Genomic DNA, 22111 nt, shown 5'->3' with positions numbered 1-22111 from the left:
AGTGTTCGCGTCAGAGGTCACATTTGCGTAAGCGCTCGCAAGGAAACGTTTTAATTGTAATTTTTCGTAATAGCGCGGTGAAATCCTGATCAGAGTGGCTTATAGTTAGAGTTATCAGGAACACAGCTCCCGTGTGGCTAAGCAAGTTGTATCCATCCCGACATGATGTTCGGTGAGTAAAAAATCACTCAGAAGGGGATGCGCTATGGACGAGTACTCGCCAAAAAGGCATGATATCGCGCAGTTGAAATTTCTCTGCGAATCCTTGTACCATGACTGCCTTGCCAATCTTGAAGAAAGTAACCATGGCTGGGTGAACGATCCAACGTCTGCTATCAATTTACAGCTTAATGAGCTGATCGAGCATATCGCAACCTTCGCACTTAATTATAAAATTAAGTACAATGAAGATAATAAGTTGATAGAGCAAATTGATGAATACCTGGACGACACCTTTATGTTGTTCAGCAGCTACGGCATTAACGCACAGGATTTGCAGAAATGGCGTAAATCAGGAAACCGTCTATTTCGCTGCTTCACGAATGTCAGCAGAGCTAATCCGGTTAGTCTTTCCTGTTAAAATTATTACAAATACTAAGGTGAATTTTATGTCTGATAAACCATTAACTAAAGTCGATTATTTGATGCGCCTGCGACGCTGTCAGTCAATTGACACGCTCGAACGAGTTATTGAGAAAAATAAATACGAGCTGTCTGATAATGAACTGGCGGTATTTTATTCAGCTGCCGACCATCGTCTTGCTGAACTGACCATGAATAAACTCTATGACAAGATCCCCTCTTCGGTATGGAAATTTGTTCGTTAGTCGTTGAAGAGAGACTTTAAGGCACTACGCCCTGAAGAGAGACTTTAAGGCACTACGCCCGTTGTTAAGCTGAATTTACCTTTCGTATTACGCTTCAAGTGCAAACGCCAGGTCCCCGTATAAAACGTATTTATACGCAAGAATGTTGTGACTCCCGTCACAGCCACTTTTAGGGAACGTTCCCTTTCTGGCTAATCCTCTTTACGCTACGTAAAACGATTCCAGAGAGGTTCCCATGAGTGAAGAAAAACAGAAGATGATTGCCGGTGAATATTATCGCCCCGGCGATGACACGCTGAGGGCTGACCGTTTACGCGCTCGTCATATTGTTCACCGCTATAACCATACCGCACCCGATGAGAAGGCCGAACGTCGCGCCTTATTATCTGACCTGCTGGGTCAAAGCGAAGGCGCTTATATTGAGCCGAGTTTCCGCTGCGACTACGGCTATAACATCTATCTGGGCAACAATTTTTACGCCAACTTCGACTGCGTCATGCTGGACGTCTGCCCTATCCGCATTGGCGATAACTGTATGCTCGCACCGGGGGTGCACATTTATACGGCCACGCATCCTCTGGACGCGACCGAACGTAACAGCGGGCTGGAGTACGGTAAATCGGTCACCATAGGCCATAACGTCTGGATCGGCGGACGCGCGGTGATTAATCCGGGCGTGACCATTGGCGATAATGCGGTTATCGCTTCCGGCGCGGTAGTGACCAAAGACGTGCCGGCCAATGCGGTAGTGGGCGGGAATCCGGCGAAAATCATTAAAATGATCTAAGCGCATCCTGAGTAACTGTTATGCTTTTTCCTGGCATAACTGTTACTTTCATCGCATAAACCCCTCTCATAAAATAGGCAGATCACCTGTATTTTTAACAATCATAAAGGCAAAAAATGACAGAGATACAGCGCCTGCTTACCGCCACCATCGACGAGCTCAATACCCGCGAAAAGCGCGACAATCGTCCGCGCTTTAGCATCAGCTTTATTCGCAAACATCCCGGATTGTTCGTCGCCATGTACGCCGCCTGGCTGGCAACGCTTATCGTCATGCTGAAGTCTGAAACGCTGGTCGATTCCGTCTGGCTGCTGGTTGTGCTGTTCGTGGTGTTTAACGCGTTTTTCTTTTTCGACGTCAATCCGCGTTACCGGTATGAAGATATCGACGTACTCGATTTCCGCGTCTGCTACAACGGGGAGTGGTACAACACGCGTTACGTGCCGAAGGAGCTGATCGACAGCATCCTGCACTCGCCGGCTGTTGAAGCCGGGCAAAAAGAGAAGTTGCAGAAAATGGTCATCACCAAGGGCCAGCTCTCTTTTTATGATGTCTTTACCCTTTCCCGCCCCGCTGCTGTGTAATGAGCGCCTGAAGACGTCGAATACCCGGCGCAAACTGCGAAGCAGAGGTATTGCCGTAACCTAAAACCAGACCGGTTTGCCCCTGCGTCGTCTCAAGGTAGTACCCGCTCAGTGCAGCGGGTGCCAGCTGAAACGCTCTTGCCTGCTCCACCAGCCGCTGGTCGTCGATACCGTCAATTGCCAGCGCCAGGTGCATCCCTCCTTCTCCGGCAAGAACACGGTGCGGCGTATGAAGCTCTGCGCTTAGCACCTCCCGCAGCTGGCGGTATCGCTTACGATAAAGTCGGCGCATGGCGGCAAGATGTCGCGCATAGTGGCCTTCCTCAATAAATAGCGCCAGGGTGCGCTGTTCAGCGCGATGCCCGCCGCGCAGCAGCGAGCCGATGGCCGGACGCGCCGCCTTCGCCAGCGCTGGCGGTAATACCATGAACCCCATTCTGAGCGACGGAAACAGCGTTTTGCTGAACGTCCCCAGATACACAACGGGCGCATTGTTGACCATTCCCAGCATCGCCGGTACTGGCTCACCGGCATAACGGAATTCGCTGTCGTAATCGTCCTCAATGATCCACGCGCTGTGCTGCCGGGCCAGTTCCAGCAGCGCCAGACGCCGCCGCGCGCTGAGCACGCTTCCGTAAGGGAACTGATGCGATGGCGAGGTAAAAATCAGCGTGGGTGAAGGCGCACACAACCCTTCCCAGCACATCCCCTCGTCATCAACCGGTATGCCGCTCATCGCCAGGCCGGTTTTGACGAAAGCGCTTTTAGCACCGCTATAGCCGGGATTTTCAACCCAGGCGACATCCCCCGGCTCGCTTAACAGCATCGTGCACAGATTGACGCCCTCCAGTGCCCCTTCGGTTATCACAATCTGGCTGGCATCGCAGTCAATGCCGCGGGAGAGCGCAAGATGGCGGGCAATGGCGGCCCGTAGCGTCGGCTCGCCGGCCGGGTCGCCATACCCTAACAGGGCGCTCCCCTCCTCGCGCAGGACGCGATCGTATAACCGCCGCCACAGCGGCAAGGGGAAATAGTTGATGGCAGGCGTTCCTGGCGTAAATGCCATCACCGGAGTGTCGCGCGGCACAGGCGCGGGCAGCAGGGCAACACGTTTTGTCAGCCTGACGTCCGGGTCCGGTAATGTCCGGGCAATCGTACGATGAGCGAATTGCCCCACCCGCGTACCCTGGCGGCTACGCAGCAAATAACCTTCGAGCGTGAGCTGGTCCAGCGCCGCATTAACGGTGTTTCGGGACACCGAGATCTGCTGCGCCAGCGTTCGCGAGCCGGGCAAATGACTGCCGGACCGAAGCCTTCCGCACAGTATGGCCTCCCGCAAAGCAAGGTAGAGCGCGCGCTGGAGCGTTTCTTCCCCACGTTTTTTCAGCGCAGCATGGAGCAGGGTGTATAGCTCATCACCCGGTATATTCATCTTTACCTCCTCGTGGTACCAGCAAAACATAGCCTGGTGGTTCTTTTTAAGGAACCAGTAATTCACTAATCTGGAGATCTTTTCAACATCGTGGTAATAAAGATGAGTATATTCAATGAGTTTGGACAACCTGTAGGGGAAAGCCTTGCCGACTGGCAGCCTCGCCCGCCCCCGTCCCGGGTGGTACTTCAGGGTCGCTATTGTCGGCTTGAGCCGCTGCGCGTGGAGCATGCCCACGCGTTGTTCTCTGCGTATTCCCTGGCCGGAGATACCCGAAGCTGGACGTGGCTGCTGCGTGAACCCGATGCCACCGCAGAGGAGTTTGCCGAATGGGTGGCGAGCGTGAGCAAATTATCCGATCCCATCCACTTTAGCGTTATCGATAACCAGACCCAATCTCCTGTCGGGACGCTGTCCCTTATGCGGATCGATCCTAAAAACGGCGTTGTAGAAGTGGGACATGTTCACTTCTCGTCACTGTTAAGCCGCACGCCCATGTCGACAGAAGCGCAGTATCTGCTGATGCGGTACGTGTTCGATACCCTGGGCTACCGACGTTATGAATGGAAGTGCAACAGCCTGAACGAACCCTCCCGCAAAGCGGCCCTGCGTCTTGGGTTTCAGTTTGAAGGGCGTTTTCGCCAGGCGCTGGTCATTAAAGGCCGAAACCGGGACACCGACTGGTTTTCAATTCTCGACAAAGAGTGGTCAGCGCTGGCGAGCGCGTTTGAAAGCTGGCTTGCCACCGACAATTTTACCGTCGATGGCAAACAGAAAAGATCCCTGGAAAGCTGGCGAGAAACGCGCGTCTAGCGTCTTTTTTTACGCCCCTGCACCGCCTTAAAGCGCGGGTTAGATTTGCAAATCACGTATAAGCGTCCCTTGCGTTTGACTATCTGGCAATCCGGGTGACGCTGTTTTGCACTGCGCAATGAGTTAAGCACCTGCATGATTAGCCTCGCTTCGCATCAAGAAAGCCACCAAAACGCTTGCGGAAGCGTGCCGCGCTGCCATCCGTCGAGAAGGTCTTCTGCTTCCCGGTATAAAACGGATGTGATTTAGAGGAGACATCAAGAGTAACGTAGGGATACGTTTTCCCCTCAAGTTCAATTTCACGGTCTGTCTTAATCGTTGAGCCAACTTTAAAATATTCATTAGCCGTGGTGTCGTGAAACACAACGGTGCGATAGGTTGGATGGATATTCGGTTTCATCTCTGGCCTTCATGTATTGTTATAACATAACAAAATACTATCTGAGCTTTGCTGCAAAAACAACCCCTGTGACGCACAGCCTGTTTTTGAAAGGTTTTCAAATACTGCGAGAGACTGTTACATGCTATAACTATATCATTTAGCGATAAAAAATTTTTCATCTGGCGCGCAAACTCCATGCCCTGGTCGGGCATATGGAAAGGATACAGCAGCATGCGAACCCGACATCTGGTCAGCCTGGTGACAGGCGTACTGATCTTCTCTGTGCTGGTCCCTGTGTGCCTCAGTATCTGGCTGGCGCATCGTCAGGCAGAGGCGAAATTTGTGGATGCACTGGACAGATATGCCTCGCGCGCCCTGATCCGTACCGACAGAGTCGTTGCGCAGGCAAAACAGGCGCTCACGCACCTACAGTTGTTCAACGCCCCGCCCTGCACTCCTCCGCACTTACGCGAAATGCGTCGTGTCGCGTTCTCATGGCGCTATATTCAGGAAGTGATGTATATCGATAACCTGAAGCCGCTCTGCTCCTCTCTGGAACAATCCAGTAATACGGCGATCTTACCGCCCCCGATGCGGATCACCGCAGACGGATATAGCGCGTGGCTCACCTCGCAAAACGACCTCGGCATTCACCGTTATATGGCCGTTCTGGGGAAAGGACATTATCTGGTAATGGTCGATCCGGAGTCGCTTGTGGATGTTGTCCCGTTCGGTGACATTTCGATGGATGCCGCCCTGGTGGGAAGCGAAACCCATCGGATATTTGCCAGAAGCAATATTCTCGACCCGTATATTCTTTCTGTCGTTAAGGAGCAGCAGGACGTTAAGCGCGTGCAATACAACGGCTCGATGTACGTGTTGAAACCGGTGCCAGAACTGGGGCTTACGGTTATTGCCTGGGCATCGTTAAAACCGCTCGCGGCATCCTGGCATCAGCAGCTGATCATCTGGCTACCGGCAGGCATACTGATAAGCCTGGTTGCAGCCCTTATTGTGCTTCGCATCCTCCGCCGTTTGCTTTCCCCGCGTAACCGGCTGATCGACGCGATCAACAACCGGGAGATCGAGGTTCACTATCAGCCCATTGTGGCGCTATGCAGTGGAAAACTGGTGGGTGCAGAAGCGCTGATGCGCTGGCCGCAGCCAGATGGCAGTGACCTGTCGCCTAATCTCTTTGTTCCCCTGGCGGAGCAGACGGGGCTTATTTCAACGCTGACACAGCTGGTGGTGAATAAGGTGTTTGAGGATTTAGGTGCCTGGCTGCATCATCACCCGGAACTGCACATTTCTGTCAACCTTTCGCCAGCCGATTTAACGTCCCCCGAGCTGCCTCGCCTGCTGAGTCAATTGCTCAACAAATGGGGCGTCCACCCGCGCCAGATCGCCCTTGAATTGACCGAGCGCGGCTTTGCCGATCCTGCCGTCAGCGCCCCTGCCATCGCTGCGTTTCGGCGCTCCGGGCATGCCATCTACATTGATGATTTTGGTACGGGTTACTCCAGCCTGAGCTATTTGCAGGATCTTGATGTCGATACCCTGAAGATTGATAAATCCTTTGTGGACGCGCTGGAGTATAAGAACGTGACTCCCCACATCATCGAAATGGCCAAATCGCTTAAGCTGGCGATGGTCGCAGAAGGCATTGAAACTGAAGGGCAGCTCGAATGGTTGCATCGCCACGGCGTGCAGTACGGACAGGGCTGGTATTTCAGCAAGGCGCTGCCTAAAGAAGATTTCATTCGCTGGGCCGAGCACAACCTCAGGAAATAAACCCATTACGCGGTGTTACGTGCGGCCACGGCAGTGGCCGCACGTATCGGCTCAGCCGTTCTGCTGCCAGCAAAACGTGTAGCGCAGCCGACGGTTTTGCAGAATGAAGGCGGGAGCTACGCTCGGGCTCCATGAGTCGTCCCCCCCCACGCCCATGTGGAAGGCATCAAGATTCAACCAGCAGCCAGCCTCTTCCCGCAGCAAGTGCTGATGCGTTGTCGTATGCAGTTGCTGCTGGCTGTAACGGCTCAGGGAGAAATGGAACTGTCCCTGGAAGTGATGTGAGCCAAACGTCAGCTCACGGGTGTCGCAGCGTAAACCGTTCTCCGTCGGGAAGATATACGGCGTCTGCATGGCGTCCAGCGGTAACGCCCAGCGCCCCTGCTGCGCCGCCAGTTTTCTGTCCGGATAATTCTCCAGCGGGCCCAGCCCCAGCCAGCGCACCGTTTGCGGGATATCCGCCAGCATAACGCTCAGGCCCACGCGAGCGGGCTCAGGAATGTCAGACGCCACCGTCACCTGCACATCACCGTGCAGTAACCCGTGGTCATCAATCCGCCAGACCTTGTAGCTGATAAACAGCGCTTTACCCTGATGCTCCCAGACGTGCTGCGTGGTCACCACCACCTCACGGGCATGCTGTTCCGCTTCACACTGGATAAGGCGCGAGGATATCTCATACATCCCTGCCGCTTTCCAGCGTTCCACCCACGCGTTCGGATCGATGCGGGTCGCCTCGCTGACGCCAATGTCATTATCCAGCGGCGCGCGGGTAAAGTTATCCGTTAGCGGGGAACGGAGCGTTTCAGCGCCCGCGTTCCACCACTGGGTCAGGTTGCCGGTGAGACGGCTAAACTGCCAGCGCTGCTGCTGATGAGTGATGTCCAGCACCTCTTCCTGCACCGTTAACTGTGGTGGGGTTCCGTCTGCTTTCGGTGGCGTAAGGTACAGCGGAGCCGGGAGCGGCCACTGATCCCAGGCACAACGGTGGCCGGACGGCGACCACGGCGTGGCCTGCGGCTGAACGATCTCCACGTTGAGCCAGACCTCGCACGGTTCAGCGCCGAATTCAGTCTGCGGGATCTCAACGCGCTGTGTTCCCTGGGGCGCAACAGAAAGGGTTATTTCGCCGGAAGCCAACACCGCACCGTCACGCGCCACCGACCATAGCAGACTCTCGTTGTCAGTATGACGGAACAGATAATCGCTCTGGATATCGACGACCAGCGGAGCGGTGCTCACCAGCGTAAAGGTAAAGAACTGCTGGGCACGCTGTGCCTCGTAAAGGGCGGGATGCGGGGTGCGATCGGGAAACACCAGCCCGTTGAGGCAGAACTGACGATCGTTGGGCTTATCGCCAAAATCGCCGCCGTAGGCCCAGAATGCCGTGCCGTCTTCCGCTTTTTTCGTCAGTGCCTGATCGACCCAGTCCCAGACAAAGCCGCCCTGCAACCGGGGATGGCTGCGGAATGCCTGCCAGTAGCTGGCAAAGCCGCCAAAGCTGTTACCCATCGCGTGGGCATACTCGCACAGGATCAGCGGACGGGTTTCGTCCGGCATACCAATCCATTTTTTAATCGACCACTTTGGCACCGCCGGGAACGGCTGATCCTGATCGACGCGGGCATACATCGGGCAAATAATATCGGTTGCCGCCGTACTGGCCCCCCCGCCTTCGTACTGCACCGGCCGCGTGGGATCGGTGGTTTTCAGCCAGCGGTACAGCGCATCGTGATTCGCCCCATGCCCGGACTCATTCCCCAGGGACCAGATGATGATGGACGGATGATTCCGGTCCCGCTGCACCATACGCGTTACGCGTTCGCTCATGGCAGGCAGCCAGCGCGGATCGTCCGCCAGGCGGCTCATCGGCACCATGCCATGGGTTTCAATATTCGCCTCATCGACCACGTACAGGCCGTAGCGATCGCAAAGCGTGTACCACAGAGGGTGATTCGGATAATGCGAGCAGCGCACGGCATTGAAGTTATGCTGCTTCATCAGTTGGATGTCGAGGCGCATGGTCGCCTCATCCATCACCTGCCCCTTCTCAGGATGATGTTCATGACGGTTCACGCCGCGGATCAGCAGCGGTTTGCCGTTAAGCTTCAGCAGGCCGTTGCTGATTTCGACGCGTCTGAAACCGACATCGCAGGCTTCAGTCTCCAGCATGTTGCCCTGCACATCCCGAAGCGACATGGTCAAACGATAGCGTTCCGGTGTTTCAGCGCTCCACAGCGCGGGATTGTTCACGGGTATCGCCACCGTGAGCCGCTCCGCCCAACTGCCGCGTTCGTCCACGATGGCCGATCCGGGCTGTTGCGTGATTTGCGCGCAGGCTTCGCCGTTACGCCACAGGGTAAACGCCACCTCGCATTCGGCATAGCGTAAGCCTTCCAGCGCAACGTCAACCCGGAGCAGCGCCCGATCGCATTCGGCATTCAGATCGGTCACGATCTGATAATCGGCAATCTGCGTTTCCGGCTTGTGCAGCAGCGAGACGTCACGGAAAATGCCGCTCATCCGCCACATGTCCTGATCTTCCAGGTAGCTTCCGTCGCACCAGCGTAACACCATCACCGCCAGGCGGTTCTGCCCCGGTCGCAGCACCGCGCTGAGGTCGAACTCCGCAGGCAGACGGCTGTCCTGGGAATAGCCCATCCACTGGCCGTTACACCACAGATGAAAAGCTGAATTCACCCCATCAAAGATAATGCGGGTTTGCCCGCTGAGCAGCCAGGCATCATCCATCTCAAATGTGAGCGAGTAACAACCGGTTGGGTTTTCAGCCGGTACATAGGGCGGGTTCACATTTATCGGATAGGTGACGTTGGTGTAGATGGGGGTATCGAATCCCTCCATCTGCCAGTTCGACGGCACGGGCATCTCAACGGCATCAGACAGATCGTCCGTTACCCATGCCTCGGGCACTTGCTCTGGTGCCGGGAAAAAGCTGAATCGCCAGATGCCGTTAAGCAGACGCTCGCTCAGCGAAGGCTTATCCTCCCGGGCGAGGGTTTCATCGCGCCAGCTATGAAAAGGCGCGTGTGCGGCCAGACGATTCCACTGCGTCACGCCCGGGTTTTCCCAGTCACGACGAGCCAGAATTGCGCTGAGGGTCAGCGGCAATGTGGAAGACATATCAACCTCTTTACGAAGCGCTCACAATTTTAGTCAACATGCCCTGGTAAACGGTGGCGGTAAAGACTTTGATCGTCACCAGGCGAGCACGATCACAAAAGTGCTAGCTGCGCGCCAGTTTCTCCGCCAGCAGCGCCAGCGTTCTTAGCTGTTGCGCCAGCTCTTCACGATCGGCCTGTTGTACGGCGCGCGGCGCGGTGGAATGACGAACGATCAACGTAACAGGAAGTTGTTGTTGCCAGGGTTCGGCGTGACGGGCAGTTGCCAGGAGCCACTCCACGCTGCGTTCACCGGCCTCGCGGAACGCCTGCCGAACGGTGGTCAGCGGAGGGGAAAACCACGCGCTGTCAGCCGTATCATCAAACCCAACAACCGAGATCTGCCCCGGTACCGCAACGCCTTTTTCCGCACAGGCGCGTAAAACGCCAAGCGCCATCTGATCGTTCGCCACAAGGATCGCCTCCGGCAGCTGCGCGCCCGCCAGGAGCTGATGCCCTTTCTCGTAGCCTGAAGCCGCGCTCCAGTCGCCCTGCGCCACCGCAAACGCCTCCACGCCAGCCTGAGCCAGCGTAGTTTTCCATCCCGCCAGGCGAGCCCGGGCAGAGACAGAACTTTCCGGCCCGGCGAGCAGCGCAATTCGCCGGTGCCCCAGCGAAAGCAGATGCTCCGCCCCCAGGCCAGCGCCCTGTTCAGCATTGAAAACGAGGCTGTTAACCCGAGCTGTGGGGGAAACATCAAGAAAAAGAACCGGGGTCGGCGAGGCCATTTCCAGAAGCATTTCTGCCTGAGCATCTTCCAGCGGAACGTTCACCAGCAGCGCCTCCACGCGCTGCGCCAGTAACTCCTGCAAAGCAGCCTGACACTGCGCGGGCTGCTCCACCATAGAGATGAGCACGCCAGCCCCCTGCTCCACTGCCCGGGATTTTACAGCTGAGGCGATTTGCGACGGCGCATGCAGCGCCAGATCGCTGGTCATCAGCCCCAGCGTGCGGGTGCGTTTTCCGGCCAGCTGCTGCGCGCCACGGTTAGGTACATAGTGTAGCGCCGCCATGGCCTGTCGGACCTTTTCCCGCGTACTGGCAGAAACGTGTTCCGCGTCGTTAATCACCCGGGAAACGGTCTGATAAGAAACGCCCGCTACGCGGGCAACGTCATAAAGAGTGATCGCTTTCATAGATTCTGGCGTCGTAAAAGGTAGTCACTATTCTGACACAGTTACGCCATTATAGCCTGTGAGCGCTTCGCAAAATTAAGCAATCCGCTCCGGCTGCGCGGCTTTCTGCATGCGCGGTCTCTGGCGAAACCACGGCAAACAAAGCTGGATCAGCGGGCCGATGGTTAACGCATATAGCACGGTTCCGACGCCAAACGCTCCCCCGAGGAGATAGCCGACGATCAACACGGTCACCTCGATTGCGGTACGCACACTGCGGATCGACCAGCCCAGCCGGGCGTGTATGCCGGTCATCAGACCGTCGCGCGGGCCTGCGCCAAAACCCGCGCCGATATACATTCCGGTGGCAAGGGCGTTAACCACAATGCCGGAAACCAGCAGGGTGATGCGCACGGGCAGCGAGGTGAGTTCCGGGATCAATGCCATTGACGCATCTGCCGCCAGGCCAATACAAATCACGTTACTGACCGTACCCAGCCCCGGAAGCTGACGCAGCGGGATCCATAGCAGCAGCACCGCAGCCCCGGTTAAAATCATCACCGTGCCGATGCTCACTCCGGCCTGGATGGCGACGCCAAGGTGAAAAACATTCCAGGGATCAACACCCAGATCCGAACGAATAAACATCGCGGTTGAAAGTCCGTAAAGGGCTAAACCGACATAAAGTTGTACCAGACGACGCACCATTTTCTCTTCTCCGAAGAACCAGCTTCCATCTTCGCTGAAAATGGCACTATGATTAATGTCCAGTTTTCAAATAGTGGACTGCACATGTCATCACGTCGTTTTGGAAGCCAGTCTCTGGTTCGCCTGTTAGGGCACTGGCAACAAACCTCTTCCCGCACCCCGCGGTGGCGCCAGCTGGCTGACGCGTTACGCCTGTTAATTCTGGATGGCAGGCTGGCGCTAAACACGCGCCTGCCCGGAGAGCGGGAACTGGCCGCCGCACTGGACGTCAGCCGCACCACCATCAGCAGCGCGCTGGCGCATCTGCGTGAAGAGGGTTTTCTGGAGAGCCGTCACGGCAGCGGTTCCCGGGCGATCCTGCCAGACAGCCGGGCCGTGCCCACGCTTTCCACTGCCAGCGCGGCGCTGGATCTCTCAACCGCCGCGCTCAACGCGGGGCCAGAGATCCATCAGGCCTACACCCACGCGCTGATGACCATTACGCCGAATCTGGCGCTGACCGGGTACGATCAGCTTGGGCTTCCAGCGCTGCGTGAAGCTATCGCCGCCCGCTACACCGCACGCGGTCTGCCCACCCGGGCAGACGAAGTGATGGTGGTGAACGGTGCCGTCAGCGGCTTCGCCCTGATCTTAAGAATGATGACCGGGCCCGGGGATCGCGTGGTGGTGGATCATCCCACCTACCCGCTGGCGATAGCCGCGATTCAGGGGGCGCAATGCCGGCCCGTGGGCGTCTCGCTGCCAGAAACGGGCTGGGATACCGATGGTTTTGCCGCAACGCTTGCCCAGACAGCCCCGCGTCTGGCCTATCTAATGCCGGATTTTCATAATCCGACCGGGCGCTGCATGGATGCCGCGACGCGTCAGACCATAACCGACATCGCCGCGCAAACCCGCACCACGCTGGTGGTGGATGAAACCATGGTCGATCTCTGGTTCGATGCTCTCCCGCCGCCGCCGCTGGCCGCCTTTAACCCGGAGGCCGCAGTGATTACGCTGGGTTCCGCAGGCAAAAGCTTCTGGGGTGGGCTTCGTCTCGGCTGGATCCGCGCCTCGTCCCGCACTATCGCCACGCTCGCACAGACGCGCGATACGCTGGATCTGGGCTCTCCGGTGCTGGAACAGCTGGCCACGCTGTGGCTTATCGAAAACAGTGAAACCTTCCTGCCTGCCCGGCGGCAAATGCTGGCAGAACGGCGTGACCGCTGCGGCCAGATGTTACGGGAGCATTTCCCCGAATGGCGGTTTCAGGAAGCGGAGGGAGGACTTTCATACTGGATTGAACTACCCGGCATGCTGGCGACTCAACTGGCGGCACGTGCGGAAACGACAGGCATCATTATGGGCACCGGCACGCGCTTTGGGCTTTCAGGCGCGTTTGACCGCTACCTGCGTATGCCCTTCTCACTCAATTCGCCAGAACTTGAAGAGGCATTACTGCGTATCAAACCGCTGTGGCTTGCCTTAAATAAAAGTACACCGCCAGTAAAACGGAGCCTAGTGTAAATTATTCGCCAGAAACAATAAAAACAGCTGACTGTAACGCATGCAGTCAGCTGTTTTCATGAAGAACAACTTAATGTTGAGGAGGAATCGGGAAGCCTTTCAGCGAAATAATGAAATTTTCACCTTCTTTCTTTATTTTCGCACCGGTATCACACCAGTCAGACGCAATTCGAAAGAACTCATCACTTCCTACATTCCAGCCAAGACGAACATGTTTCACATAGCCCGAACGTAACAGATTGCAGGCCTCGTTGTAATCGCTGGCTGTCGATAGTTGTTGTTTCATTTTCTCTTCTTCAGAAGTTTACGTAGTGCTTTGATTTCTTTAGGAGTAAATGGATTTACGCTCTCTTCTTCCGTATGCTGATTATCAACATCCTCTTCCGATACTCCCGCCTCTTCTACTGCTTCAAATGCCAGCAGCAGCAGTTTCTCTGTGGTCACGCTTAAATTCTCATTATTGTCTTCCGCATAGTGGCGGAGTCTTTCTTTTAGCGCTTCATCAATTTTAACGTTTAAAACCGCAGTTACCATGATTGTCACATCCTTTCGGAACACGTGTTTAATTTAATACACGAAGATAAGTTTGTTATCCAGATATATATTTTTTTACTTATGACAACAAAAAGACGCCCGATAATAAAATGACAGTCTATTATTACAGGTTTATGACATTATTATTTCAGTTCAATGAAGGATATATTGCACGAACAAAATAGGCACATAATTGAGAAGGTTTATATAGGGGGAAACTTCAGAGAAGAACACAAATGGGTGGGGGCCCTGCCAGCTACATCCCGGCACCCACGTCGTCTGCCCTGGCTGCTTCCTTCCGGACCTGACCTGGTGAACAGAGTAGCGTTGCGGGAGAACCAACAGAGCCCCCATTGAGAGCGTTGATAACCAACGCGCTGGCGCATTATCCCTGTGGAGCACCTCAATTGCAAGCCGCTGGCAACTGGATGCTGGAATATTGCGCAAACTGACCCGACAATCTTCTTTATCTTCGTATAACATTACCCTTCGCTGAATTCCCGCTGGAGAAACAATGGACGAACACGACTCTTTCCCACAGCGAGTGTGGCAAATCGTGGCCTCGATTCCGGAAGGCTGTGTTACGACCTATGGGGAAGTCGCCCGACTGGCGGGCTCTTCGCGCGCAGCGCGTCAGGTTGGCGGCGTGCTAAGAAGGCTTCCGGAGGGAAGTACGTTACCATGGCACCGGGTCGTTAATCGCCATGGTGCCATTTCCCTCACCGGGCCAGACTTGCAGCGCCAGCGTCAGGCATTACTCTCAGAAGGGGTGCAGGTGTCCGGGACGGGACAGATAGATATGCAGAAGTATCGCTGGGAATACTGACGCCCTCTCCCGTCAAGATGAAGAGGGCGAAAGAAAGTTACAACTGTGTTGGCGGTGTAGGCAAGGTCGGCTGATTGGTCTGCGTTGCCACAGGCACTTCAGTCTGCTGCACCGGGACCAGGGTCAGGTCGATTTTGGTGCCCCCTTTGTTGACCGCTTCCTGCACGGTATCGGTGATAAAGACCAGCTTATCGTTGATCGTTACCGCCGCGCTCAGGAGGATACGCGCGTTAGGCTGAACGTCAGACGGGTTGTACGGCAGCACGAAGCTGAACGGCGCCTGTTTACCCTCTGTACGAACTGCACGCTGTGCAAGGACTTTAGACGGTGCATCCGCCAGAGACGCATCGGATAACGTGACCGTTAAAACCGCGTCCGGCGGCAGAGCGACTTTCTGTTTGATCCAGATGGTACCGGACACGTTAGGCTGTCGAATAGCTTGCTGTGAAAGGGTGTTAATCCCGTTTGGGGTCGCCGTTGGTACCGCTACATCGGCACTCTTATCCGCACAGGCGGACAACGCCACCGCCATTGCAACACCGCTTAACATAGGCACGAGTTTCATTGAAGTCTCCTTATCATCAATGCACCGGCGGGATCGATCCCATCCGATGTCGTTTTATTCACATAACGTAAACAAGTGTGGCACAAATCACGGATTTATGCCTAATTTTGCCCAGGTATTAAGATAATTCTACCCATCGGACCACTATCGTTTCTGCGTTATACTCAGCGTATCTTTCGCCACGGCGTTTATTGAGGACCACTATGAGTCAGGCACTGAACAATCTGCTGACATTGCTGAACCTGGAAAAAATAGAAGAAGGGCTTTTTCGCGGACAGAGCGAAGATTTAGGCTTACGCCAGGTTTTTGGGGGCCAGGTCGTGGGGCAAGCGCTATATGCCGCTAAGGAGACCGTTCCGGCAGACCGTCTGGTGCACTCATTCCACAGCTACTTTTTACGCCCCGGTGACAGCGCTAAACCGATTGTGTACGACGTGGAAGTTCTGCGTGACGGCCAAAGCTTCAGCGCTCGCCGTGTGGCGGCCATCCAGCATGGGAAACCCATCTTCTACATGACCGCCTCCTTCCAGGCGCCAGAGCCGGGCTATGAGCATCAAAAACAGATGCCGTCTGCCCCATCGCCGGACGATCTGAAATCGGAAACCGAAATTGCCCGCGCACTCGCACATCTGCTGCCGCCGCAGGTAAAAGAGAAGTTTCTGTGCGATAAACCGCTGGAGATCCGCCCGGTCGAATTTCATAACCCAATGAAGGGGCATACTGCTGAGCCCACCCGCCAGGTGTGGATCCGCGCCAACGGCAGCGTACCGGCAGACTTGCGCGTGCATCAGTATCTGCTGGGTTATGCGTCGGATTTCAACTTCCTGCCGGTTGCGCTACAGCCGCACGGCGTGGGATTCCTGGAAAAAGGGATGCAGGTCGCCACGATTGACCATTCCATGTGGTTCCATCGTCCTTTCGATATGAACGAGTGGCTGCTTTACAGCGTAGAAAGTACCTCTGCGTCCAGCGCACGCGGTTTTGTTCGCGGGGAGTTTTACACCCAGGATGGTGTGCTGGTGGCTTCTACCGTGCAGGAAGGTGTGATGCGTAATCGCGGGTGAGGTAAAAAGCCCGGTCGCTACGCTTACCGGGCCTGCAAATTTCACTTTTTCAGGCCGGGTAAGGCGAAGCCACCACCCGGCAAGGCACTCAAATTATGCGTTGTACGCATTCTCGCCGTGGCTGTTGACGTCCAGACCTTCGCGCTCCTGCTCTTCCGGTACGCGCAGCCCCACGGTCATATCGGCCAGCTTGTAGCCGATAAAGGCTACAACGCCCGACCAGACAACCGTAATCGCGATACTTTCAAGCTGGACCAGCACCTGATGCATCATGGTCACGCCTTCAGCATAACCCACGCCGCCCAAAGATTGTGCAGCAAAGATACCGGTCATGATACAGCCGATAATGCCGCACACACCGTGTACGCCGAATACATCACACGGATCGTCAACGCGCAGAATACGTTTCAGTGCGGTAACGCCCCACAGCCCCGCCAGACCCGCGACGATACCGATCAGCAATGCGCCGCCCACGCCCACGTAACCGCATGCTGGCGTAATACCTACCAGACCGGCAATCGCCCCAGAACAGGCACCCAGCAGGGATGGCTTGCCGCGAACGGCCCACTCGCCAAATACCCATGAGAGGATGGCCCCGGCAGTTGCCACCACGGTATTCACGAAGGCCAGCGCGGCGATTTCGTTAGCGGCGCTGGCTGAACCTGCGTTGAAGCCGAACCAGCCAAAGTAGAGGATGGCGGTGCCGGTAAAGACCATCGGCAGGTTGTGCGGCTTAAATGCTTCTTTCCCGAAGCCCACGCGCTTGCCAATCAGGTATGCGCCTACCAGGCCGGCTACGGCGGCGTTGATGTGAACAACGGTGCCGCCCGCAAAGTCCAGAGCGCCATGGGAAGCCAACAGACCACCGCCCCAGACCATATGCGCAATCGGGACATAGGAGAGCGTCAGCCAGACCACCACGAAAATCAGTACCGCTGAGAAGCGGATACGCTCAGCCAGCGCGCCCACAATCAGCCCCACGGTGATGCACGCGAATGAGCCCTGGAACGCGACATGAATATACTGATAGAAGCTGCCCATTACCGCGGTCAGTTCGATATTTTTCAGCATCGCCCAGTTAACGTTGCCGAAGAAGGCGTTACCCTCCCCGAAGGCCAGCGAGTAACCGTAAACCACCCACAGCACGCACACCAGCGCGAACGTGACGGCAACCTGCGTCAGCATGGAGAGTACGTTCTTGCCGCGGATCAGGCCTCCGTAAAACAGCGCGATCCCCGGAATCGTCATGAACAGCACCAGCGCGGTGCAAATCATCATAAAGGCATTATCGGCTTTTTCTGCCACAGCAGGTGCAGCCATTGCCAGGCCCGGCAGCAGTGCCAGCGAACCCAGACCTGTTTTCATTGTTGCTTTCATCATTTTCTCGATCCCTATCACTGTGTGCCAGGAGTTACTTACAACGCCGCTTCGTCAGATTCGCCGGTACGGATGCGAATGACGCGCTGTAGTTCGGCAACGAAAATTTTGCCGTCGCCAATTTTTCCGGTGTAGGCCGCTTTGCTGACGACATCAATCACCTCATCAAGCTGATCGTCGGCAATCGCCACATCAATCTTCACTTTTGGCAGGAAGTTAACGCTGTATTCCGCCCCGCGATAAAGCTCGGCATGACCTTTCTGACGCCCAAAGCCTTTCACTTCGGTGACAGTCAGCCCCTGAATACCCATGGAAGACAGCGCTTCACGCACGTCTTCGAGTTTGAATGGTTTGATTACCACCGTAACCAGCTTCATATATCCCCTCCAGTCAGAATTCGGTAATGGCCGCAGCTAACACGAGAGGGATATTGCAAAGGGTGTGCCAGAAGTGAAATGTGAGGAGGAAAGCGCCGCGGCGCGCATGCGCCGCGAAGGGGTGAAAAAAAACGCACCATGGCAGTGCAGGGTGCGTTTCAGTTTTGCACCAACGGTTAAGACTGTTAGCGCATTGCCTTGTTATGGTGCATCAGGCGCTGAGCGACTCCTCCTCGCGCACGCTGGCGGCCAGCTCGTCGCCTGCCAGCTGCAACTGATACATCTGCCAGTAGCGTCCTTTCGCCTCGAGCAGCGCTTTGTGCGTACCCCGTTCAACGGCCTGGCCACGGTGCAGCACCAGAATGGTATCGGCATCGACGATCGTTGAGAGGCGGTGAGCGATCACCACCAGCGTAGTGCGATCCCGCACGGCAGCCAGCGCCAGCTGGATCGCCTGTTCGGTACCGGAGTCGATGCTTGCGGTCGCTTCATCCAGAATCAACACCTGCGGCGTCTCAATCAGCACGCGCGCCAGCGCCAGGAGCTGCTTTTGCCCGACAGAGAGGTTATTGCCTTGCTCGCCCAACCGGGTATTGATCCCCTCGCTTAACCCGCGCGCCAGATCTGCCAGCTGCACCGTTTCCAGCACCTCCCATACCTGCTCAGGCGTGAAAGATCGTCCCAGCGTCACGTTGGCATAAAAGGTATCCGCCAGCACTACCGGATCCTGCTGCACCATCGCGACGCCTTTACGCAACGCGTTGTGGCTAAGCGCGGAAAGAGGCCGTCCATCCAGACGGATCTCCCCCTGCGTCAACGGATAGTAGCCCATCAGCAAACTGGCGAGCGTGCTTTTGCCGCTGCCGGTATGCCCAACCAGTGCGACAAAACCGCGCGACGGTACCTCGAGGTTGATATCCTGCAAGACAAGCTGATCGTCGCGGTAGGCAAACGAGACATGATCAAACGCTATGGATCCACTTTCCAGCGGACGTTCATCATCGCCATAGGTCTGACGCGGCCTGTCCATCAGCTCAAACACACGCTCACCCGCGACTACCGCCTGTTGCAGCATCGATTGCTGCGTAGTGAGTTCAATCAGCGGTTCGTTAAGACGGCCAAGGTAACTGATAAACGCGTACAGCACTCCCACCTCAATGGTTCCACGCGTCGTCAGGCCAAACAGCATCAACATCCCGCACAGCACCAGCGCAGAGAAGAGGCTCAGCAGCGGGCGTAACAGGAAGCCGTCCAGACGTAACGTCTGCATCCGCGCCATATAGTGCGAACGGCTGGCTTCTCCCATCCGCTCGCCAAAACGCGCCTGCTGGCGAAACTGCTGGATAACGCTCATGCCGTTGATCACTTCGTTGAAGCCATCATTGATGTCTGCAAGGTAAGCGCGCACGCGACGAACAATCGGCGTGCTGTAGCGCTGGTAAATTACCATCACAATCAGCACCGCCGGGAAAATAGAGATCGCCACCAGCGCCATCCGCCAGTCCAGACTGAACATCGCCACCAGCATCGCGCCAATCAATGCGGCACTGCGCAGAACCGTTGCGACAACGGTCACATAAAGGTCGCGGATCACCTCGGTGTCATTGGTGACGCGCGAAATAACCTGCCCGACCGGCTGGGTATCAAACTCGCTCAGCGGCTGGCGCAGCGCGGCATCCATCACATCCGTGCGTAGCTGCTGGACCACGCCCACGGCGGCCCGGTTAAACAGCAGCGACTGCGCATAGTGCAGCCCCGCCGCCGTCAGCTGTAGCCCGACATACGCCACACCCAGCCCCGCCACCAGCCCCAGCGGCAGATAGCTTTTCGCCACCATGTTATCGATAAAATAGCTGATAAGCAGCGGACCGGTCACCTCCGCAATCGCGGCGATCCACAGTAACAGTACGGCGATGGAAAGCGGTTTGCGCCACGGTGAGCCATAGGCGAGCAGCCGTTTTAACGTCGGCCACATCTGTCCAAACTTACGCATCGGTGACCTCCTCATCCAGCGCAGCTTCAAGCTGTTGATAGCGGTACATATCCCGATACCAGCCGGCCTGCCCGGCAAGCTGCTCATGCTGACCACGCTGAGCAATATGCCCGTGCTGAAGCACCAGAATTTCACTGGCTTCGGTAAGGGCCGACAGACGGTGCGCGCTGATGATGACCGTGCGCCCCTCCCCCCACTGGCGAAGGTTATGCAGAATTTGATGCTCGGTACGTCCATCAACCGCGGACAGCGCATCATCCAGAATCAGGATCTCAGCGTCCAGCAGCAGCGCGCGGGCAATAGAGATACGCTGTTTTTGTCCACCGGAGAGCATAACGCCCCGCTCACCCACTTCTGTGTCGTAGCCCTGTGGCAGGCGCAGAATATCCTCATGGACGCTGGCTAAGCGCGCCACATGCTCGATCTGGTCCTGTGTCGCCGTCGGGCACCCGAGCGCGATATTGTTGGCTATGGTGTCTGAAAACAAAAACGGCGTCTGGCTGACGACCGCCAGGCGGCTGCGCCAGTCATCCAGCAGCAGACGTGGCAGGGGGACGTCATGGAAACGGATATCGCCTTCGCTCACGTCAAAATGGCGCTGAATCAGTGACAGAATGGTGCTTTTACCGGAGCCCGTCGGGCCGCAGATGCCCAGCATCTGACCAGGACGCAGCGTGAAACTGACGTTTTCAAGCACCGGATGTTCCGTTTGCGGGTAGATAAAGACGCGGATATCAGCCTTCAGAACACCCGGACCTTCCGGTACCGGCTCGCTGCCATCGTTCACTACCGGCACTTCCGCCAGCATGGCGCGGATACGGCTGTAGGCGGCGCTCCCACGTTCAACGATGTTAAACATCCAGGCCAGCGCCAGCATCGGCCAAATCATCAGCCCGAGGTACATCGCAAAGCTGGTTAACTGCCCGAGGGTCATGGTGCCTCGCACCACCATCCAGCTGCCGCCGCCCACCGCCAGCAGGTTCGCCATGCCAATCGCAATATAAATTGTCGGATCAAAGCGGGCGTCTATACGCGCCACGCGCATGTTTTTCGCACCGGTATCGGCGGCGTCGGCCGCAAACAGCGCGGACTGCCTGTCTTCCAGACCAAACGCTTTGATCATGCGGATGCTGGTCATGCTCTCCTGGGTGCGATCGTTTAACGACGAGAACGCCGCCTGCGCCAGCTTAAAGCGTTCATGGAGCTGCTCGCCGTAGCGGTTAATCGCCAGCGCCATCAGCGGCATCGGCAGCAACGCCAGCAGCGTGAGCTCCCAGCTAATTTGCGTAGACATCACAATCAGTACCGCACAGCCCATCACCAGGGAATCCACCAGCGTTAACACCCCTTCACCGGCGGCAAACACCACACGGTCCACATCGTTAGTGGCGCGGGCGATGAGATCCCCGGTACGGTGACGCAGATAAAACTCAGGGTGCTGGCGGCTCAGCTGGCGGTAAAAGTCCTCGCGCAGCTCAACGGCAAGCTGATAGGACGCGCCGAACAGCAGCACGCGCCAGACATAACGCAGCAGGTAAACCACCACGGCCGTCAACACCAGCGTACCGACCCACATCATCACCCGTGCGGCGGTGTAATGTTGTTCCGTAACACCATCCACGACGTATCCCACCACTTTGGGCGGGATCAGTTGCAAAATGGCAATGATAATAAGCAGGGCCACCGCGCCGAGGTAGCGTTGCCACTCCCGACGAAAGTACCAGCTTAATTGGGCAAATAATCGCACGCGGTCTTTTCCTGAAGATATTTTATGAAGTTATTCAATGGGTAACGCTGTGGTGTATTTAATCTGTTCCATGGCGAAACTGGAGGTGACATCGGACAAGCCCGGTACGCTATTGACCAGCCGCTTGTAAAAATCATCGTAGCGCTTCATGTCTGCCACCTGAACACGCATCAGATAGTCGTATTCCCCCGCCATGCGCCAGAAGCCGAGCACCTCGGGCATGTCGGAAACCTGGGTGACGAAGCGGCTGTACCATTCGCTGCTGTGATGCTGCGTTTTTATCAGGACGAAGGCGGTCAGTCCAAGCCCCAGTTTTTCGGGGTCCAGCAGCGCCACACGTCCCAGCAGAATGCCATCGTCTTCCAGCTTCTTGAGGCGCTTCCAGCACGGTGTGGTGGTCAGATTAACGGCATCTGCCAGCGCCTGCAAAGAGAGGGTGCAGTCGCTTTGCAGCAAAGAAAGCAGCTTGCGGTCAATTTTATCTAGCATATCCACCTCCCAGAG

23 protein-coding genes and 1 other RNA gene are annotated in these 22111 nt (G+C 56.2%); 9 read left to right on the top strand and 15 right to left on the bottom strand.

All coding sequences use genetic code 11. The features are described from left to right. Positions 1–205: 205 nt before the first annotated feature. The 4 genes from tomB to ACOTZP_RS07720 all read left to right on the top strand — a co-directional run bounded on the left by tomB (position 206) and on the right by ACOTZP_RS07720 (position 2198). Positions 206–580: an Hha toxicity modulator TomB gene (gene tomB, locus ACOTZP_RS07735; protein WP_006809850.1), complete on the top strand. Its 375-nt coding sequence runs from the start codon at positions 206–208 to the stop codon at positions 578–580. 28 nt (positions 581–608) lie between these two features. Then, a complete protein-coding gene (locus ACOTZP_RS07730; RefSeq protein WP_015571250.1) occupies positions 609–827 on the top strand; it encodes an HHA domain-containing protein in 219 nt (72 codons plus the stop codon). 235 nt (positions 828–1062) lie between these two features. After that, the gene (maa, locus tag ACOTZP_RS07725; protein WP_023305596.1) at positions 1063–1614 is read left to right on the top strand and encodes a maltose O-acetyltransferase; all 552 of its coding nucleotides are present in this window, start codon (positions 1063–1065) and stop codon (positions 1612–1614) included. A gap of 116 nt (positions 1615–1730) precedes the next feature. Continuing rightward, the gene (locus ACOTZP_RS07720; RefSeq protein WP_022647269.1) at positions 1731–2198 is read left to right on the top strand and encodes a YlaC family protein; all 468 of its coding nucleotides are present in this window, start codon (positions 1731–1733) and stop codon (positions 2196–2198) included. Here the strand turns inward: ACOTZP_RS07720 and ACOTZP_RS07715 are convergent. Further along, entirely contained in the window at positions 2170–3630 is a 1461-nt protein-coding gene (locus ACOTZP_RS07715) for a PLP-dependent aminotransferase family protein (protein ID WP_023299463.1), read from the bottom strand. The genes ACOTZP_RS07720 and ACOTZP_RS07715 overlap by 29 nt on opposite strands. 102 nt (positions 3631–3732) lie before the next feature. On the opposite strand from ACOTZP_RS07715, the gene ACOTZP_RS07710 reads away from it, so the two are divergent. Continuing rightward, positions 3733–4443 carry a GNAT family N-acetyltransferase gene (locus ACOTZP_RS07710; RefSeq protein ID WP_271074461.1) on the top strand — a complete coding sequence of 237 codons (711 nt, stop codon included), beginning with the start codon at positions 3733–3735 and terminating at the stop codon, positions 4441–4443. Here ACOTZP_RS07710 and ykgO read toward each other — a convergent pair. Further along, a complete protein-coding gene (gene ykgO / locus ACOTZP_RS07705) occupies positions 4440–4580 on the bottom strand; it encodes a type B 50S ribosomal protein L36 (protein ID WP_003859006.1) in 141 nt (46 codons plus the stop codon). The two genes, ACOTZP_RS07710 and ykgO, sit on opposite strands and share 4 nt — an antisense overlap. A 2-nt stretch (positions 4581–4582) precedes the next feature. Next, complete coding sequence (locus ACOTZP_RS07700) at positions 4583–4843, bottom strand: type B 50S ribosomal protein L31 (protein WP_015571255.1); 261 nt, start codon at positions 4841–4843, stop codon at positions 4583–4585. Between the two features lie 213 nt (positions 4844–5056). Here ACOTZP_RS07700 and ACOTZP_RS07695 point away from each other — a divergent pair, with 213 nt between their 5' ends. After that, entirely contained in the window at positions 5057–6616 is a 1560-nt protein-coding gene (locus ACOTZP_RS07695; RefSeq protein ID WP_058676947.1) for an EAL domain-containing protein, read from the top strand. Between the two features lie 51 nt (positions 6617–6667). Here the strand turns inward: ACOTZP_RS07695 and ACOTZP_RS07690 are convergent, their stop codons facing one another. The 3 genes from ACOTZP_RS07690 to ACOTZP_RS07680 all read right to left on the bottom strand — a co-directional run bounded on the left by ACOTZP_RS07690 (position 6668) and on the right by ACOTZP_RS07680 (position 11618). Further along, positions 6668–9757: a beta-galactosidase gene (locus tag ACOTZP_RS07690; protein WP_421633681.1), complete on the bottom strand. Its 3090-nt coding sequence runs from the start codon at positions 9755–9757 to the stop codon at positions 6668–6670. Between the two features lie 103 nt (positions 9758–9860). Beyond that, the gene (locus ACOTZP_RS07685; protein WP_271074459.1) at positions 9861–10931 is read right to left on the bottom strand and encodes a LacI family DNA-binding transcriptional regulator; all 1071 of its coding nucleotides are present in this window, start codon (positions 10929–10931) and stop codon (positions 9861–9863) included. Positions 10932–11006: 75 nt separating this feature from the next. Continuing rightward, positions 11007–11618 carry a YczE/YyaS/YitT family protein gene (locus tag ACOTZP_RS07680; protein ID WP_271074458.1) on the bottom strand — a complete coding sequence of 204 codons (612 nt, stop codon included), beginning with the start codon at positions 11616–11618 and terminating at the stop codon, positions 11007–11009. Positions 11619–11702: 84 nt separating this feature from the next. On the opposite strand from ACOTZP_RS07680, the gene ACOTZP_RS07675 reads away from it, so the two are divergent. After that, positions 11703–13124, top strand: coding sequence for a PLP-dependent aminotransferase family protein (locus ACOTZP_RS07675; RefSeq protein WP_271074457.1), 1422 nt, complete (start codon positions 11703–11705; stop codon positions 13122–13124). Positions 13125–13194: 70 nt separating this feature from the next. Here ACOTZP_RS07675 and ACOTZP_RS07670 read toward each other — a convergent pair whose 3' ends face one another. The 3 genes from ACOTZP_RS07670 to ffs form a co-directional block, all read right to left on the bottom strand. Further along, the gene (locus ACOTZP_RS07670; protein WP_006809861.1) at positions 13195–13410 is read right to left on the bottom strand and encodes a hypothetical protein; all 216 of its coding nucleotides are present in this window, start codon (positions 13408–13410) and stop codon (positions 13195–13197) included. After that, entirely contained in the window at positions 13407–13658 is a 252-nt protein-coding gene (locus tag ACOTZP_RS07665; RefSeq protein WP_022647261.1) for a hypothetical protein, read from the bottom strand. The genes ACOTZP_RS07670 and ACOTZP_RS07665 overlap by 4 nt, the downstream gene beginning before the upstream one ends. Before the next feature lie 247 nt (positions 13659–13905). Then, positions 13906–14002: signal recognition particle sRNA small type (gene ffs, locus ACOTZP_RS07660), an RNA gene on the bottom strand. A 170-nt stretch (positions 14003–14172) separates the two neighbouring features. Here ffs and ACOTZP_RS07655 point away from each other — a divergent pair. Further along, a complete protein-coding gene (locus tag ACOTZP_RS07655; RefSeq protein ID WP_271074456.1) occupies positions 14173–14484 on the top strand; it encodes an MGMT family protein in 312 nt (103 codons plus the stop codon). A 37-nt stretch (positions 14485–14521) separates the two neighbouring features. On the opposite strand, the gene ACOTZP_RS07650 is transcribed toward ACOTZP_RS07655, so the two are convergent. Continuing rightward, positions 14522–15049 carry a YbaY family lipoprotein gene (locus tag ACOTZP_RS07650; protein ID WP_022647259.1) on the bottom strand — a complete coding sequence of 176 codons (528 nt, stop codon included), beginning with the start codon at positions 15047–15049 and terminating at the stop codon, positions 14522–14524. A 203-nt stretch (positions 15050–15252) separates the two neighbouring features. Between ACOTZP_RS07650 and tesB the strand changes: the two genes are divergently transcribed. Continuing rightward, a complete protein-coding gene (gene tesB, locus ACOTZP_RS07645; protein WP_022647258.1) occupies positions 15253–16113 on the top strand; it encodes an acyl-CoA thioesterase II in 861 nt (286 codons plus the stop codon). A gap of 93 nt (positions 16114–16206) precedes the next feature. Here the strand turns inward: tesB and amtB are convergent, their stop codons facing one another. From amtB to ACOTZP_RS07620, 5 genes are all read right to left on the bottom strand, one after another. Continuing rightward, complete coding sequence (gene amtB / locus ACOTZP_RS07640; RefSeq protein WP_271074455.1) at positions 16207–17493, bottom strand: ammonium transporter AmtB; 1287 nt, start codon at positions 17491–17493, stop codon at positions 16207–16209. Positions 17494–17528: 35 nt separating this feature from the next. Then, a complete protein-coding gene (gene glnK, locus ACOTZP_RS07635) occupies positions 17529–17867 on the bottom strand; it encodes a P-II family nitrogen regulator (RefSeq protein WP_006809867.1) in 339 nt (112 codons plus the stop codon). 211 nt (positions 17868–18078) lie between these two features. Then, positions 18079–19860 carry a SmdB family multidrug efflux ABC transporter permease/ATP-binding protein gene (locus tag ACOTZP_RS07630; RefSeq protein WP_032624739.1) on the bottom strand — a complete coding sequence of 594 codons (1782 nt, stop codon included), beginning with the start codon at positions 19858–19860 and terminating at the stop codon, positions 18079–18081. Further along, positions 19853–21607, bottom strand: a complete 1755-nt coding sequence (locus tag ACOTZP_RS07625) for a SmdA family multidrug ABC transporter permease/ATP-binding protein (RefSeq protein ID WP_045307882.1) — start codon at positions 21605–21607, stop codon at positions 19853–19855. Before ACOTZP_RS07625 ends, ACOTZP_RS07630 begins: the two co-directional genes overlap by 8 nt. A gap of 30 nt (positions 21608–21637) precedes the next feature. Continuing rightward, the gene (locus ACOTZP_RS07620) at positions 21638–22096 is read right to left on the bottom strand and encodes an Lrp/AsnC family transcriptional regulator (protein WP_022647254.1); all 459 of its coding nucleotides are present in this window, start codon (positions 22094–22096) and stop codon (positions 21638–21640) included. Between the last annotated feature and the right edge of the window lie 15 nt (positions 22097–22111).

It is taken from the genome of Enterobacter cloacae complex sp. SYL001, assembly GCF_049237025.1.
Taxonomy (GTDB): domain Bacteria; phylum Pseudomonadota; class Gammaproteobacteria; order Enterobacterales; family Enterobacteriaceae; genus Enterobacter; species Enterobacter intestinihominis.
This window is presented reverse-complemented; position numbering and strand designations above follow the sequence as displayed.

Excerpts from the sequence above, each read along its gene's own strand:
- tomB (WP_006809850.1), top strand. The coding sequence starts at position 206 with ATGGACGAGTACTCGCCAAAAAGGCATGATATCGCGCAGTTGAAATTT.
- ACOTZP_RS07730 (WP_015571250.1), top strand. The coding sequence starts at position 609 with ATGTCTGATAAACCATTAACTAAAGTCGATTATTTGATGCGCCTGCGA.
- maa (WP_023305596.1), top strand. The coding sequence starts at position 1,063 with ATGAGTGAAGAAAAACAGAAGATGATTGCCGGTGAATATTATCGCCCC.
- ACOTZP_RS07720 (WP_022647269.1), top strand. The coding sequence starts at position 1,731 with ATGACAGAGATACAGCGCCTGCTTACCGCCACCATCGACGAGCTCAAT.
- ACOTZP_RS07715 (WP_023299463.1), bottom strand. The coding sequence starts at position 3,630 with ATGAATATACCGGGTGATGAGCTATACACCCTGCTCCATGCTGCGCTG.
- ACOTZP_RS07710 (WP_271074461.1), top strand. The coding sequence starts at position 3,733 with ATGAGTATATTCAATGAGTTTGGACAACCTGTAGGGGAAAGCCTTGCC.
- ykgO (WP_003859006.1), bottom strand. The coding sequence starts at position 4,580 with ATGCAGGTGCTTAACTCATTGCGCAGTGCAAAACAGCGTCACCCGGAT.
- ACOTZP_RS07700 (WP_015571255.1), bottom strand. The coding sequence starts at position 4,843 with ATGAAACCGAATATCCATCCAACCTATCGCACCGTTGTGTTTCACGAC.
- ACOTZP_RS07695 (WP_058676947.1), top strand. The coding sequence starts at position 5,057 with ATGCGAACCCGACATCTGGTCAGCCTGGTGACAGGCGTACTGATCTTC.
- ACOTZP_RS07690 (WP_421633681.1), bottom strand. The coding sequence starts at position 9,757 with ATGTCTTCCACATTGCCGCTGACCCTCAGCGCAATTCTGGCTCGTCGT.
- ACOTZP_RS07685 (WP_271074459.1), bottom strand. The coding sequence starts at position 10,931 with ATGAAAGCGATCACTCTTTATGACGTTGCCCGCGTAGCGGGCGTTTCT.
- ACOTZP_RS07680 (WP_271074458.1), bottom strand. The coding sequence starts at position 11,618 with ATGGTGCGTCGTCTGGTACAACTTTATGTCGGTTTAGCCCTTTACGGA.
- ACOTZP_RS07675 (WP_271074457.1), top strand. The coding sequence starts at position 11,703 with ATGTCATCACGTCGTTTTGGAAGCCAGTCTCTGGTTCGCCTGTTAGGG.
- ACOTZP_RS07670 (WP_006809861.1), bottom strand. The coding sequence starts at position 13,410 with ATGAAACAACAACTATCGACAGCCAGCGATTACAACGAGGCCTGCAAT.
- ACOTZP_RS07665 (WP_022647261.1), bottom strand. The coding sequence starts at position 13,658 with ATGGTAACTGCGGTTTTAAACGTTAAAATTGATGAAGCGCTAAAAGAA.
- ACOTZP_RS07655 (WP_271074456.1), top strand. The coding sequence starts at position 14,173 with ATGGACGAACACGACTCTTTCCCACAGCGAGTGTGGCAAATCGTGGCC.
- ACOTZP_RS07650 (WP_022647259.1), bottom strand. The coding sequence starts at position 15,049 with ATGAAACTCGTGCCTATGTTAAGCGGTGTTGCAATGGCGGTGGCGTTG.
- tesB (WP_022647258.1), top strand. The coding sequence starts at position 15,253 with ATGAGTCAGGCACTGAACAATCTGCTGACATTGCTGAACCTGGAAAAA.
- amtB (WP_271074455.1), bottom strand. The coding sequence starts at position 17,493 with ATGATGAAAGCAACAATGAAAACAGGTCTGGGTTCGCTGGCACTGCTG.
- glnK (WP_006809867.1), bottom strand. The coding sequence starts at position 17,867 with ATGAAGCTGGTTACGGTGGTAATCAAACCATTCAAACTCGAAGACGTG.
- ACOTZP_RS07630 (WP_032624739.1), bottom strand. The coding sequence starts at position 19,860 with ATGCGTAAGTTTGGACAGATGTGGCCGACGTTAAAACGGCTGCTCGCC.
- ACOTZP_RS07620 (WP_022647254.1), bottom strand. The coding sequence starts at position 22,096 with ATGCTAGATAAAATTGACCGCAAGCTGCTTTCTTTGCTGCAAAGCGAC.